Below are 12,762 nucleotides of genomic sequence, written 5' to 3'. Positions count from 1 at the left end.
CCACTATCTGAACTACCATCTATGAAGTTATCAAAGAGCAATAAACGAACTGGAAATTACCTCGAAAGAGGATTCTAAACTTACTATACGAGGAGTAACGATCATGAGTACAACAGAGCATAAGAAAGAAGCGCCAGCCCGTGTTAATTGTATGGTGATAACAGTTAGTGACACGAGAACTAAAGAAACGGATAAAAGCGGACAAACGATGATTAATTTGCTTGAAGCTGCAGGTCATGTTATTGGAGACTATGTGATTGTGAAGGACGAGCAGGAAGCCATTAAGGAGGCTATCATCAAAGGGTGTGAGAATCCTGACGTTGATGTCGTCTTAACGAATGGTGGAACGGGCATTGCGAAGAGAGATGTTACGATTGAGACTGTTCAAGGTCTGTTTGAAAAAGAGATAAATGGTTTTGGAGAGCTGTTTAGAATGCTCAGCTATCAGGAGGACATCGGTTCAGCGGCACTTCTTTCCCGTGCTGTGGCAGGAGTTGTGAACAACAAGGCTGTATTTTCCACACCTGGCTCCACGGGAGCGGTAAAGCTAGCGATGAACCGGCTGATTCTACCAGAGCTCGGTCATGTTGTGAGGGAATTGAAGAAGGACTTGTAGAAGGGTTGAGTGCCTATGACGACAAGAATAGTGGAAATCGGTTGGAAGTTGTCGTCATACAAGGTCAATGACGACAAGAATGGCGAGAACTCACCGGAAGTTGTCGTCATACAAGGTCAATGACGACAAGAATGATGAGAAATCGACAGAAATTGTCGTCATACCGGGCCAATGACGACAAGAATGACAAGAAATGACCGGAAGTTGTCGCCATAACAGGCGAATGAGGACAGGAAACGCCGAATTCCAGCGAATCCTGTCCTCAAACACAACCCTGCTCACCCAAAAGCCCCTTCTAGCTAACCCTATGGATTTTGTCCAACAACGAAGTCTCCCTATTGATGCATCTTCTCCGTAACATCCTGGTTTGTCCGATACCAGAGCCATAAATCATTGATAATCGAAGCAAGCTCTGCAATTTCGCTGTTCAACTCGCAGGACCTCGCAAAATCAGCTTCATCTGAAAGCTGTGCTTGTTTTCGATTGATGATCTCCTCCAGTTCAGCAATACGATCAGGAATTCTTCCACGAATTTTCTCCCAATGAAGCAGAATCGACTGCTGTGTTTCCTCACTATATTGATCCCACTCCAGCTGTAAATTGGGGGTGGAAATACCCAATCGTTCATTCTGTAAAAAATATTCATTCATTTAAATGCCTCCAACAGAAGTTCGCTTTTCTCTATTCTACTATACTAGTGAAAAACCTTCCATCCCGACAAAATCCAAGGGAATAAAAATTATTTTTATACAAAATGAAGAATAAGTATTGAAATGTATAATAAATCTTGGTAAATTTATATTCAAGATAAAGAATAAAAATATAAACAAATGAATAATTATTCAAACAAACCATCATTCTATAAAACTAGAATTGGCATTAAAGGGAGGAAATTTTAAACATGACAAATCAAAAAGTAGTATTAGCTTATTCCGGGGGACTCGATACTTCTGTTGCGGTTAAATGGCTGCAGGAACAAGGATACGATGTCGTTGCCTGCTGCTTGGATGTAGGGGAAGGAAAAGACCTCAACTTCATCAAAGAAAAGGCCCTAACCGTTGGGGCAGTGAGCTCTTATGTGATAGATGCAAAAGAGGAGTTTGCTAATGAATATGCATTAGTTGCCCTTCAAGCCCATACATTATATGAAAATAAATATCCACTTGTGTCGGCATTATCCCGACCTTTAATTGCCAAAAAACTTGTAGAAGTGGCGGAGAAAGAAGGAGCCGTAGCAGTTGCCCATGGTTGTACCGGAAAAGGAAATGACCAGGTGCGCTTTGAGGTATCCATTCATGCCCTGAATCCTAATCTAAAGGTGCTGGCTCCGGTTCGGGAATGGAGCTGGTCTCGTGAAGAGGAAATTGAATACGCGAAACAGCATGGAATTCCAATTCCAATCAATTTGGATAGCCCTTATTCCATTGATCAGAACCTTTGGGGTAGAAGCAATGAATGTGGAATTTTGGAGGATCCATGGGCTGCACCACCAGAGGATGCCTATGACTTAACGGTGGGCCTTGAAAATACTCCAGACACCCCAGACATGGTTGAAATTGAATTTGAACAAGGGGTACCGGTTAGCTTAAACGGCCAGAAATATCCATTATCCGAATTGATCTTGGAGCTGAATGCTCTTGCAGGCAAGCATGGGGTTGGGCGGATTGACCATGTTGAGAATCGCCTCGTGGGCATCAAATCCCGTGAGGTGTACGAGGCACCAGCGGCCATGACGCTGATTAAGGCACATAAAGAGCTTGAGGATTTAACTCTTGTAAAGGAAGTCGCTCATTTTAAACCGGTGATTGAAAAAAGAATCACAGAAGTGATCTATGATGGTCTTTGGTTCTCTCCATTAACCAATGCGTTAACTGCCTTTTTAAAGGAAACGCAGAAATTTGTAACAGGTACAGTTAGAGTCAAGCTATTCAAGGGTCATGCCATTGTGGAAGGAAGAAAATCGCCTTATTCCCTTTATGATGAAAAATTGGCCACCTATACGAAGGAAGATGAATTTGACCATAGTGCAGCAGTAGGCTTCATTCAATTGTATGGACTGCCTACAAAAGTTCAAAGCATGGTACAAAATAAGAAGGTGACAGTGTGAAGAAGCTTTGGGGTGGAAGATTTACGCGTACTGCAGAAGAATGGGTCGATGAATTCGGTGCTTCCATTTCCTTTGATCAAGAGCTCGTGCTAGAAGATCTAGACGGCAGCATCGCCCATGTAACGATGCTTGGAAAGTGTGGGATTATAGAAGAGGAAGAGGCTGGTCAGATTAAGAAGGGCCTCTTGGCTCTTAAGGAAAAAGCTATCAATAACGAGCTAGAGTATTCCGTTAAGCTGGAAGATATCCATCTTAATCTTGAAAGCCAGCTGACAGAGATGATTGGTTCAGTTGGGGGCAAGCTTCACACGGGAAGAAGCCGCAATGATCAGGTAGCAACCGATATGCATCTTTACTTGAAGAAACAAACGGGTGCCATCATTGAGCTCATTCATGAAATGCAATCGGCCCTTCTTTCCCAAGCGAAGCTCCATGTAGAAACGATTATGCCTGGCTATACCCATCTCCAAAGAGCACAGCCAATCTCATTCGCCCATCATTTAATGGCCTATTTTTGGATGCTCGAGCGGGATAAGGAGAGATACAAGGAATCGTTAAAACGGATTAATATATCACCCCTTGGGGCGGGAGCTCTAGCGGGGACGACATTCCCTATTGATCGGAAATTGACAGCGGAGCTTCTTGGGTTTGAGGGGATTTATGAGAATAGCCTTGATGCTGTGAGTGACCGTGATTTTATTCTTGAGTTCCTTTCAGCAAGCTCGATCCTGATGATGCATCTTTCTCGATTAGGGGAGGAAATTATTTTATGGTCATCCCAGGAGTTTCGCTTTATTGAATTGGATGATGCTTTTTCAACGGGAAGTAGCATCATGCCGCAAAAGAAAAACCCTGATATGGCGGAGCTTATCCGTGGGAAGACAGGGAGAGTATATGGGAATTTAATGGGACTTCTGACAGTCCTAAAAGGGCTTCCTCTTGCCTATAACAAGGACATGCAGGAGGATAAAGAAGGAATGTTTGATACGGTCAAAACGGTGACAGGCTCTCTGAAAATTTTTGCCGGTATGATTCATACGATGACGGTGAACACAAACCAAATGGAAGTGGCAACGAAAAGTGATTTCTCCAATGCGACTGAGCTCGCTGATTATCTTTCCGAAAAGGGCATTCCTTTCCGCGAGAGTCACGAAATTGTTGGCAAGCTCGTGCTTACCTGTGTGAAGAAACAATGCTATTTAGCTGATTTGACATTGGAAGAGTTTAAAGAAGCCCATCCCCTCTTTGAGGATGATATTTACCATGTTCTGAATCCCGCCACCGCAGTAGAGCGAAGGAATAGTACTGGAGGAACTGGCTTTCAGCAGGTACACCTAGCGATTGAAAAAGCAGAAGCTCTATTAAAAGAAGCACGCTAAAGTTAGCGTGCTTCTTTATGATCGGTATTTTCAAACCAATTTCACTTTAATCTTATTGTTTCAGAAGAAATAATGTACGAGAATGGATCTTTCTATGATTCATCCTTTTCTGTGCGAATGACCAACACGTCACATGGTGCATATCGAGTAATATGCTCTGAAACGCTTCCGATAAGGAATCGCTCGACCGCATTTAATCCAGTTGCTCCACAAATAATTAAATCGATATTGTTTTTCTTAGCAATGTCTTTTGGAATTTTCACCTTAGGGGAGCCGTAATCTACAATAAAAGATACTTCGTGAACCCCGGCATCCTGTGCTTGCTTTTTATAATTTTCCATAAGCTCTTTTGCAAAATGGTCTGCTCTTTCAGCAATGGTTCGATCGTATGCTTCAACGGTGGCGAAGGTACGTGTGTCAATCACATGTACTAATGTCATTTTTGCGTTGTTTCTCTTTGCAACCTCAATGGCTTTTTTAAACGCCCATTCTGCTTCTGTTGATCCATCAACAGCAACTAAAATATTTTTATAAGTGAGAGTCATTTCCATCTCCTCCTTTACCTAAATTATACAACTAATTCTTGCGAATATCTGTAACAAAATTTCGAAAACTAGCTAATGTAGGAATTAATTTTGAGGGGGGTTCTTAGTGAAGAAGGAGTCGAAAGGGAGCTCAGCTTTCTTCTATGATGAGCAGGGTACGGGTGTTGTCAGCGAGCAAATCATGAATGCTTATAATAGCGGTGTGATTGACCAGTCAGATGGTGCTTTTGATATGTCAAAGTTCACTGACGCAAAAGAGGATTAGTAGGACTAGAAAGAGGGGTGAATGATAGCGTCACCTCTCTTTGCATATAGATGACTTTGTTTAAGTGAGGACTAGTGATATTCGTGATAGAGCCAACTATCCCTTGCTCGTTAGAAAATATTTCTTTATGCTATACTTAACAAGGTGTTATAGTAATATCGAGTTTGAACATTTTTTAGGGAGGGAAAAGTATGCGCATTGGGGTGCCTAAAGAAATTAAGAACAATGAAAATCGTGTCGCGATGACACCTGCTGGAGTTGTAAACTTAGTAAACAGTGGACATGAGGTATACATAGAAACTGAAGCGGGTTTAGGCTCTGGTTTTTCTGATTCCGACTATATGAATGCTGGGGCGACTATTGTAAGCCGAGCGGAGGAAGCCTGGTCCAAGGAAATGGTTATGAAGGTAAAGGAGCCATTGCCATCTGAGTATAAGTACTTCCGTGAAGGTTTGATCTTATTTACATATTTACATTTAGCGGCTGAGCCAGAGTTGGCCAATGCTTTAATGGAGCATAAGATCACTGCGATTGCCTACGAAACGGTCCAGCTCCCTAATAAGTCTTTGCCCCTCCTTACGCCTATGAGTGAGGTAGCAGGGCGAATGGCAACGCAGGTGGGTGCACAATTTTTGGAAAAGGTGAACGGCGGAAAGGGGATATTATTATCCGGCGTCCCAGGTGTAAAAAGAGCGAAGGTAACGATTATCGGTGGGGGAGTTGCAGGAACCAATGCTGCTCGATTAGCGGTTGGACTTGGTGCGAGTGTAACGATTATCGATTTAAACCCCGATCGCCTTCGTCAACTAGATGATATTTTTGGTAGTGACGTGACAACGCTGATGTCGAATCCATATAATATTGCCGAAGCGGTCAAAGAATCTGATCTCGTGATTGGTGCCGTGCTTATTCCAGGTGCGAAAGCTCCAAAGCTAGTAACGGAAGAAATGGTTGAAGCGATGACACCCGGATCAGTCATCGTGGATATTGCCATTGACCAAGGTGGTATTTTTGAAACGACGGATCGCATTACTACACATGATAATCCAACCTACAATAAGTATGGGATTGTCCATTATGCTGTCGGAAATATGCCTGGAGCGGTTCCACGCACATCGACCATTGCTTTAACCAATGTAACGGTTCCGTATGCTATCCAAATAGCTAATAAGGGATATCGTCAAGCTTGTTTAGAAAATGAAGCTTTACTAAAAGGAATTAATACATTGAACGGTTATATTACACATGAAGCCGTAGCGAGCTCTCTTGGTTTTGAGTATAAACCAGCGAAAGAGCTTCTTGAATAAATAGATAGAAAATCCTCTAAGGGAAAAGCCTTAGAGGATTTCTTTTGCCTAAAAACCTGTGACATCATCGTAGCTGGTCCATGACAACTAGGATTAGAACCGGTTCTATTTGATGATTTGTAATTCCTTTGGAAACTTCGTTAACACTTCTAGTCCTGAATCGGTGACTACGACATCATCTTCAATTCGAACCCCCGCGACCTCAGGAACATAAATCCCAGGTTCAATCGTGAATACCATTCCTTTTTCGAGGAGCAGCCCATTCGTTTCGGTTAAGGATGGGTACTCATGAACACTGATCCCAAGTCCATGGCCAAGTCGATGAGGGAAATATTCCCCGAATCCTGCCTCGGTAATGATATTTCTTGCGCTTAAATCGACTTCGGAGCAAGGCATACCTGGTTTCGCAGCCGAAACAGCTGCCAGCTGCGCCCTTAAGACCGTATCATAGATTTCCTTTTGCTTGTCATTGATGTCGCCATAGGCCACCGTTCTCGTAATATCAGAGCAATATCCATCAACAACGACGCCTAAGTCAAAAAGGACAAGGTCTCCTTTTTGGATCTTTGTTAGACCTGGATTTCCATGTGGTGATGCCCCATTTGCTCCAGTTAAGACCATCGTTGAAAAGGACATGGCAGCCACACCCTTTTTCTTTAAGGCGTACTCAATCGCTGCAAGCACATCAAGCTCTGTCTTTCCTTCTTTAATTTCAGAGCAGCCTACCTCAATGGCATAATCAGCTAGTGCACACGCTTCACGAATGATCGAGAGCTCCTTCTCGTCCTTTATCATTCGAAGTTGTCTAAGCTTTTCTTCAGCCGACACAAAGCTTGCGCTTGGGAAGAGATGAGAAAGTTCCTCGTAGCGTTCAACATTTAAATGTTCTTTTTCAACAGCAATACGAGAAATTTTTCCTACCCTTTTAGATACGGCGTTTTGAACAAATTCCCAAGGGTTTTCAATATCGCTATAGCCGATAATTTCGTATGGCCATCCTGACTTCCGAGCGTCCTCCTTTTCCATGGCTGGACAAATGAGGAACGGCTCCTCCTCTTGGAATACGGCTACCCCGAGGAGTCTTTCATGAGGATCACTATAAAAATTACTTAAATAAAAAACATTTTCTGTTGATGTGAGAAAGCTAACTTGCACATCTGCTTCCTTCATCCATTGGGAAATTTTTTGCACTCTATCCATTGTTGGTCCCCCTCATTAATTTTTCTATTTTAAAGGCTGTGTTCATGTTCAGTGTTGATATTAGCCATATGTGCATGGTGTGAACGGGTTTTGCTCGGCACGAGCAACGTAGTGAACCCATGCACATATGGCGATATCAAGATCAACATTAAAATTTAACAGCTCTATATTTTAAAAGTAGCAACTTCAGGAGCAAAAGTAAACTTTTAGATACTATTGGAAATAGATAGTAGAGGAGGAATAAGAGATTATTTGTTGAAGTAAACATAGAATGACGAGATTGGAAGGAGACAAAAAGATGAAAATTTCATATCATGGACATTCAGTTGTAAAAATTGAGACGCAAGGTAAAACCATTCTAATGGACCCTTTTATTCGGGGAAACAGCTTAACAGATTTAAAGGTGGAAGAGCTACGTCCAGATTATATCCTCTTAACCCATGGGCATAATGACCATGTTGGCGACACGCTCGAGCTTGCGAGGAAAAGTGATGCGCTAGTCATTGCGAGTCCTGAAATCGAAACTTACTTTGGCTGGAAAGGACTCAAAACTTATGGAATGAACATAGGTGGTAGCCATGAATTTGAGTTTGGAAAGGTGAAGTTTACTCAAGCTTACCATTCGACTGGGTATGAGACCGTGGATGAACAGATCATTTATTTGGGCATGCCAATGGGGATTTTATTAACGATCGAAGGAAAAACCATTTATCATGCTGGGGATACGGGACTGTTTTCAGATATGAAACTGATTGGGGAAAGACATCCAATTGATCTTGCATTTCTTCCAATCGGAGATAATTACACAATGGGACCAGAGGATGCAGCCTATGCGGCAGGGCTTCTAGGAGCAAAAACAGTCGTGCCGATTCATTACAATACCTTCCCGGTAATCAAACAGGATCCCCATGCATTTGTCAAACTACTTCCTGAAGGTCAAGGGAAGGTGCTCACACCTGGCGAGTCGATCGATCTTTAACCTAATGAGCGCGGTATTATGCCGTGCTCTGTGCATAGAAAAAGCTAAAAAATCAGCAATAAAGATGTCATTTTCCTAGCCTGTCCGCATATGAATATTGCAAGAGGTGAATGACATGAACAAAAACCGCTATTTGCTCTGTCTATTGGGATGTGGAGCGATGCTTTATTACGCTTTGCCGAGATTGCCTGTTTTAGAGGGGAGCATGGCTTCCGTATTTGCAATTTCCTGGCTCGTTCTATGTCTCTTTGTGATTGCAGGAAATCTGTCCGCATTGCTATATGCACCGAAAAAATCAAAAGCAAAGCCGAGACCCCTTAAGCGACAAATGCATAAGAAAATTCGTCAATATTACTAATTTCTGCCTAGTTGATTGAATATCTAGCCAATTTCACTTTATAATGGGAGGAAAGAAGCATGTACAGATGTGTCTTGAATTTTTTATAAAGGGTGAAGCTCTTGGCTACGAAGCATGAACAAATATTAGAATATATTGATGGATTGCCAATTGGGGAAAAAATCTCTGTAAGGCAAATCGCCAAGGCGTTAAATGTAAGTGAGGGGACTGCATATCGTGCGATCAAGGATGCAGAGAATAAAGGGTATGTAAGCACGATCGAGCGTGTTGGTACCATCCGGATTGAGCGGAAGAAAAAAGAAAACATCGAAAAATTAACCTATGCAGAGGTCGTCAATATTGTTGACGGCCAAGTTTTAGGTGGACGAGCAGGTCTTCATAAAACGCTTAATAAATTTGTAATTGGTGCGATGAAACTCGAGGCGATGATGCGCTATACAGGGGCAGGAAATCTTCTTATCGTTGGAAATCGAACGAAGGCTCATGAATACGCTTTGAATGCAGGCGCTGCGGTGTTAATTACAGGAGGCTTCGATACGGAGGATGAGGTAAAAAAATTGGCGGACGAGCTTCAGCTCCCTATCATTTCTACTAGCTATGATACGTTTACCGTTGCGGCCATGATTAACCGGGCGATCTATGACCAGTTAATCAAGAAGGAAATTGTTTTAGTGGAAGATATTTTGAAGCCTGTTACAGAAACCATTTATTTAAAGACGACTGACAAGGTTGAGAAATGGTACGAGTATAACCGCAGTACAACCCATGGTCGCTATCCTGTTGTGGATGCAAATATGAAGGTGCAAGGAATTGTTACTTCAAAGGATGTCATTGGTGCTGATCTGAATCTACCCATCGAAAAAATTATGACGAAAAATCCGATGACTGTAGGTGGACAAACAAGTGTTGCCTCCTCTGCACATATGATGGTTTGGGAGGGCATTGAGTTACTGCCTGTCACGGACAATAACAATAAACTCCTTGGAATCATTAGCAGACAGGATGTTCTTAAGGCACTGCAAATGATTCAAAGACAGCCGCAGGTCGGAGAAACACTCGACGATATTGTCACAAGTCAGCTCATTTTAACGAAAGGGAAAACCAAAAGTGATGAAACTTATCGTTGTGAGGTCACCCCTCAGATGACCAACCATCTTGGAACGATTTCATATGGGGTTTTTACGACGATTGTAACGGAAGCGGCCAATGGAGTGCTAAGAGGTTTTAAGAAGGGCGACCTTGTCGTTGAAAATATGACGATTTATTTTCTTAAGCCAGTCCAAATTGATAGTACACTAGATATCCACCCTCGCGTTTTAGAGGTAGGGCGTAAATTTGGAAAGGTGGATGTGGAGGTTTATAATGAAGGTGTATTAGTTGGGAAGGCGATGATGATGTGTCAGCTTATTGATCGCCAGTAATTATTAAGCCGCCCTTTCTCTGAAGAAAGAGCGGCTTCAATGATTACTGATGCTTGAACTGTTCGGCTTCCTCAACGGCAAGAGGCAGATAAAACTTATACGACTTGATTCCACCCCACACATTTATAGCTCCTAACAGGACAAACACAGTCCCAACAATATAGCTAACAGCTGAATGATTGACAAAGAACTGATTTAATCCAAAAAAAGCAACGAAAAGACCTAAGCAAACGCTAGCCTTTGAAGAAATCCACTTTTTTTCGGCAGGTCTATTGGTTCGAAAATATTTTGCTTTATAAAAAACATAAAATGACAATGAGAATATAAAAAGGATAACAAGAATAGGCATAATACTTCCTCCATATTTCGACAGCTTCCTATATTTTAACGATTTTCTAAGAAAAAAGCTAGAAGAGTGTAAATCTTACATTAAATCTAAAATCATATTCTACACTTCTCAACCGAAAAATTTAGAAAATATAGCCTTTTCTTTTATTATTTGTGGTAAAAATGATAGTAGGAATAGATTTAAAGGCTAATACTTGTCAAGAGATTGACTTCCATAAAAGGAGTACAAAATGAAAGAGCAAATTTTAGAGAAGATCAAACAATACGAAACCATTATTATCCATCGTCATGTACGTCCGGATCCAGATGCATATGGCTCACAGGGCGGATTGGCGGAAATTTTAAAGGCCTCCTTCCCCGAAAAAAACATTTATACCGTTGGGAAAGAGGAAGAAACCCTTAACTATCTACGCAGGCTCGATGAGATCTCAAATGACGTCTATCAAGGCGCTCTAGTGATTGTGACAGATACGGCAAATGAAGCAAGAATCTGTGATGAAAGATATCAATTGGGTGATTTTATCATCAAAATTGATCATCACCCAAACGAAGAGCCCTATGGAGATTTGCTGTGGGTTGATACGACTGCAAGCTCATGCAGTGAAATGATCTATGAATTCTTCCTAGAGATGAAGGATAAAGGCTTAAAGATGTCCAACGAGGCCGCAAGACTTTTGTATGCGGGAATTGTTGGTGATACGGGCCGATTCCTTTACCCAAGCACAACTGAAAAAACCTTTGCCTATGCGAGTGAATTAATTAAGTTTCAGTTTGATCGGACAGAGCTTTTTGATCGAATGTACGAACTGCCACCGAACCTGGTGAAACTTCATGGTTATGTTTTACAGAATTTTGAAATGAATAAAAATGGTGTTGCCTCCATGGTCATTCACAAGGGGTTATTAGAGGAATTTGACACAAGACCATCAGATGCATCACAGCTCGTTAGCACATTGGGGGATGTAAAAGGAATTAAGGCATGGGCATTTTTTATTGAGGAAGAGGATCAAATCCGGGTCCGACTTCGCTCAAAAGGTCCAGTCATTAATACAATTGCGAGAAGATATAATGGTGGTGGACATCCGCTGGCAGCCGGAGCATCGATTTATTCCTGGGATGAAGTAGACCATGTCATGAAGGATTTAGAAGAAGCCTGTAAAAATTACTAAGATTTTAGCCTAGGGAGATAGTAGTCTCTCTAGGCTAATCATCAAATTGAATCGTTAAATATACGGAGAGGGTTGTATAGTAGATGATTTCTTCAATTTGTAGACGATATCGCTTATCATGTGCCTTAAAGGTTTTATTTTCAATGGTCCTTCTTAATAATTCGCGGCTTTTGTAGGCTGTTTCGATATCCTTTGCTAACAGTGAGCGGATATCCTCCTTCACATCCTCTTCTATTTCATAAACGCTGAAAAGATCTAATTTGTATCTTTCGTAGTTAATGATTTTGACGTCAATTTTCTGAATGGTCAGCTTATCTTTGTTCTCTTTATTGAGCTTCTGAATATCCTCCTGCCAAATTTCTTTTTCCTTCTTGAGATTATGAATACTTTCTTCTTGCTCCTTAATCGTCTTGCTGTACTTCTCCTGCCACTCCCCATAAATGTACAGAAAAATGAGCCAGCTAATAAGCGCTCCTAGCGCCATTCCTACAAAAAGTCTCCTCCATTCCTGTATCCGATAGCCAGGTGGGATTTTCATTGTGACACATGCTCCCCTGTTAACCAGGTGATGACCAGTGCCCCTGTTTGCGCTCCCCCTAATGCAGATAGAATATGGAGAAAGGTTTTGAAGAGATCCTTTGTGTCCCCGTCAAATAACCCTCTTTCAAAGCTGTAAAAAGCATCAAAGGTACCACCAATTGCTGCCACAATGGCCCATATTCGAATGGAGGATGAGATGCGAAAGATTTCTGTCATCAACGGTTTTCCCGTTAAAAAGGCTCCGATTCCACCAATAAGCGCTCCTCCAAGAAGAACACCTAAGGCAATGAAATAGCTGTCAAATAACAATGTAAAAAATGGCTGTTCCTTCATAGAATGTCATCCTCACTGTAAAAAGTCTCGTGTGACCGATACTACATCATATGGACAAACATCCACATATATGATTTTTCAGAGATACTTTTCTCACTCCGTATGAAAACGGCCTTCTGAGATCAAAAAAAAGAGAACATATTTTCTTTTTATTCACAGTGGCTCTATAATAAAGGAAAGAATGAAACGGTAAAG

The 12,762-nt window shown here is 41.7% G+C and carries 15 protein-coding genes; 9 read left to right on the top strand and 6 right to left on the bottom strand.

Going from position 1 to position 12,762, the window contains the following annotated elements; all coding sequences use genetic code 11:
• Positions 1–103 precede the first annotated feature (103 nt).
• Positions 104–616: a MogA/MoaB family molybdenum cofactor biosynthesis protein gene (locus tag J2S07_RS17820; protein WP_307151761.1), complete on the top strand. Its 513-nt coding sequence runs from the start codon at positions 104–106 to the stop codon at positions 614–616.
• Between the two features lie 335 nt (positions 617–951).
• Here J2S07_RS17820 and J2S07_RS17815 read toward each other — a convergent pair whose 3' ends face one another.
• Positions 952–1,266, bottom strand: a complete 315-nt coding sequence (locus J2S07_RS17815; RefSeq protein WP_307151760.1) for a hypothetical protein — start codon at positions 1,264–1,266, stop codon at positions 952–954.
• A gap of 251 nt (positions 1,267–1,517) precedes the next feature.
• Here J2S07_RS17815 and J2S07_RS17810 point away from each other — a divergent pair, with 251 nt between their 5' ends.
• Positions 1,518–2,723, top strand: coding sequence for an argininosuccinate synthase (locus tag J2S07_RS17810; RefSeq protein WP_307151759.1), 1,206 nt, complete (start codon positions 1,518–1,520; stop codon positions 2,721–2,723).
• Complete coding sequence (gene argH / locus J2S07_RS17805; protein WP_307151758.1) at positions 2,720–4,102, top strand: argininosuccinate lyase; 1,383 nt, start codon at positions 2,720–2,722, stop codon at positions 4,100–4,102. Before J2S07_RS17810 ends, argH begins: the two co-directional genes overlap by 4 nt.
• Positions 4,103–4,194: 92 nt before the next feature.
• Here argH and J2S07_RS17800 read toward each other — a convergent pair whose 3' ends face one another.
• Entirely contained in the window at positions 4,195–4,647 is a 453-nt protein-coding gene (locus J2S07_RS17800) for a universal stress protein (protein ID WP_307151757.1), read from the bottom strand.
• Between the two features lie 106 nt (positions 4,648–4,753).
• Here J2S07_RS17800 and J2S07_RS17795 point away from each other — a divergent pair, with 106 nt between their 5' ends.
• Both J2S07_RS17795 and ald read left to right on the top strand, forming a co-directional pair.
• On the top strand, positions 4,754–4,912 hold the full coding sequence (locus J2S07_RS17795) for a hypothetical protein (RefSeq protein WP_307151756.1): 159 nt from the start codon (positions 4,754–4,756) through the stop codon (positions 4,910–4,912).
• 191 nt (positions 4,913–5,103) lie between these two features.
• Positions 5,104–6,219 carry an alanine dehydrogenase gene (gene ald / locus J2S07_RS17790; protein ID WP_307151755.1) on the top strand — a complete coding sequence of 372 codons (1,116 nt, stop codon included), beginning with the start codon at positions 5,104–5,106 and terminating at the stop codon, positions 6,217–6,219.
• 105 nt (positions 6,220–6,324) lie between these two features.
• Here ald and J2S07_RS17785 read toward each other — a convergent pair whose 3' ends face one another.
• Positions 6,325–7,419 carry a M24 family metallopeptidase gene (locus tag J2S07_RS17785; RefSeq protein ID WP_307151754.1) on the bottom strand — a complete coding sequence of 365 codons (1,095 nt, stop codon included), beginning with the start codon at positions 7,417–7,419 and terminating at the stop codon, positions 6,325–6,327.
• A gap of 298 nt (positions 7,420–7,717) precedes the next feature.
• Here J2S07_RS17785 and J2S07_RS17780 point away from each other — a divergent pair, with 298 nt between their 5' ends.
• The 3 genes from J2S07_RS17780 to J2S07_RS17770 all read left to right on the top strand — a co-directional run bounded on the left by J2S07_RS17780 (position 7,718) and on the right by J2S07_RS17770 (position 10,177).
• Positions 7,718–8,398: a metal-dependent hydrolase gene (locus J2S07_RS17780; RefSeq protein WP_307151753.1), complete on the top strand. Its 681-nt coding sequence runs from the start codon at positions 7,718–7,720 to the stop codon at positions 8,396–8,398.
• 115 nt (positions 8,399–8,513) lie between these two features.
• Positions 8,514–8,756 carry a hypothetical protein gene (locus J2S07_RS17775; RefSeq protein ID WP_307151752.1) on the top strand — a complete coding sequence of 81 codons (243 nt, stop codon included), beginning with the start codon at positions 8,514–8,516 and terminating at the stop codon, positions 8,754–8,756.
• A gap of 101 nt (positions 8,757–8,857) precedes the next feature.
• Positions 8,858–10,177 carry a CBS domain-containing protein gene (locus tag J2S07_RS17770; RefSeq protein ID WP_307151751.1) on the top strand — a complete coding sequence of 440 codons (1,320 nt, stop codon included), beginning with the start codon at positions 8,858–8,860 and terminating at the stop codon, positions 10,175–10,177.
• Positions 10,178–10,220: 43 nt separating this feature from the next.
• Here the strand turns inward: J2S07_RS17770 and J2S07_RS17765 are convergent, their stop codons facing one another.
• Positions 10,221–10,526 (bottom strand): YtpI family protein, encoded by a 306-nt coding sequence (locus tag J2S07_RS17765; RefSeq protein ID WP_307151750.1) that lies wholly within the window; start codon positions 10,524–10,526, stop codon positions 10,221–10,223.
• 229 nt (positions 10,527–10,755) lie between these two features.
• Between J2S07_RS17765 and J2S07_RS17760 the strand changes: the two genes are divergently transcribed.
• Entirely contained in the window at positions 10,756–11,694 is a 939-nt protein-coding gene (locus J2S07_RS17760; protein WP_307151749.1) for a DHH family phosphoesterase, read from the top strand.
• Positions 11,695–11,728: 34 nt separating this feature from the next.
• On the opposite strand, the gene ytrI is transcribed toward J2S07_RS17760, so the two are convergent.
• Together ytrI and ytrH are read right to left on the bottom strand one after the other, a co-directional pair.
• Positions 11,729–12,232: a sporulation membrane protein YtrI gene (ytrI, locus tag J2S07_RS17755; protein WP_307151748.1), complete on the bottom strand. Its 504-nt coding sequence runs from the start codon at positions 12,230–12,232 to the stop codon at positions 11,729–11,731.
• Positions 12,229–12,567 carry a sporulation membrane protein YtrH gene (gene ytrH / locus J2S07_RS17750; RefSeq protein ID WP_307151747.1) on the bottom strand — a complete coding sequence of 113 codons (339 nt, stop codon included), beginning with the start codon at positions 12,565–12,567 and terminating at the stop codon, positions 12,229–12,231. Before ytrH ends, ytrI begins: the two co-directional genes overlap by 4 nt.
• Positions 12,568–12,762 lie beyond the last annotated feature (195 nt).

This window comes from Anoxybacillus andreesenii, from assembly GCF_030813005.1.
In the GTDB taxonomy this organism is placed as follows: Bacteria; Bacillota; Bacilli; order Bacillales; family Cytobacillaceae; genus Robertmurraya; species Robertmurraya andreesenii.
The sequence above is the reverse complement of the archived record's forward strand: the minus strand, read 5'-3'. Positions and strand labels throughout refer to the sequence as shown.

What these genes read in the sequence shown, in the direction of transcription:
- J2S07_RS17800 (WP_307151757.1), bottom strand. Translation starts at nt 4,647, where the DNA reads ATGACTCTCACTTATAAAAATATTTTAGTTGCTGTTGATGGATCAACA.
- J2S07_RS17760 (WP_307151749.1), top strand. Translation starts at nt 10,756, where the DNA reads ATGAAAGAGCAAATTTTAGAGAAGATCAAACAATACGAAACCATTATT.
- ytrI (WP_307151748.1), bottom strand. Translation starts at nt 12,232, where the DNA reads ATGAAAATCCCACCTGGCTATCGGATACAGGAATGGAGGAGACTTTTT.
- ald (WP_307151755.1), top strand. Translation starts at nt 5,104, where the DNA reads ATGCGCATTGGGGTGCCTAAAGAAATTAAGAACAATGAAAATCGTGTC.
- J2S07_RS17785 (WP_307151754.1), bottom strand. Translation starts at nt 7,419, where the DNA reads ATGGATAGAGTGCAAAAAATTTCCCAATGGATGAAGGAAGCAGATGTG.
- J2S07_RS17810 (WP_307151759.1), top strand. Translation starts at nt 1,518, where the DNA reads ATGACAAATCAAAAAGTAGTATTAGCTTATTCCGGGGGACTCGATACT.
- ytrH (WP_307151747.1), bottom strand. Translation starts at nt 12,567, where the DNA reads ATGAAGGAACAGCCATTTTTTACATTGTTATTTGACAGCTATTTCATT.
- J2S07_RS17775 (WP_307151752.1), top strand. Translation starts at nt 8,514, where the DNA reads ATGAACAAAAACCGCTATTTGCTCTGTCTATTGGGATGTGGAGCGATG.
- J2S07_RS17815 (WP_307151760.1), bottom strand. Translation starts at nt 1,266, where the DNA reads ATGAATGAATATTTTTTACAGAATGAACGATTGGGTATTTCCACCCCC.
- J2S07_RS17780 (WP_307151753.1), top strand. Translation starts at nt 7,718, where the DNA reads ATGAAAATTTCATATCATGGACATTCAGTTGTAAAAATTGAGACGCAA.
- J2S07_RS17765 (WP_307151750.1), bottom strand. Translation starts at nt 10,526, where the DNA reads ATGCCTATTCTTGTTATCCTTTTTATATTCTCATTGTCATTTTATGTT.
- J2S07_RS17820 (WP_307151761.1), top strand. Translation starts at nt 104, where the DNA reads ATGAGTACAACAGAGCATAAGAAAGAAGCGCCAGCCCGTGTTAATTGT.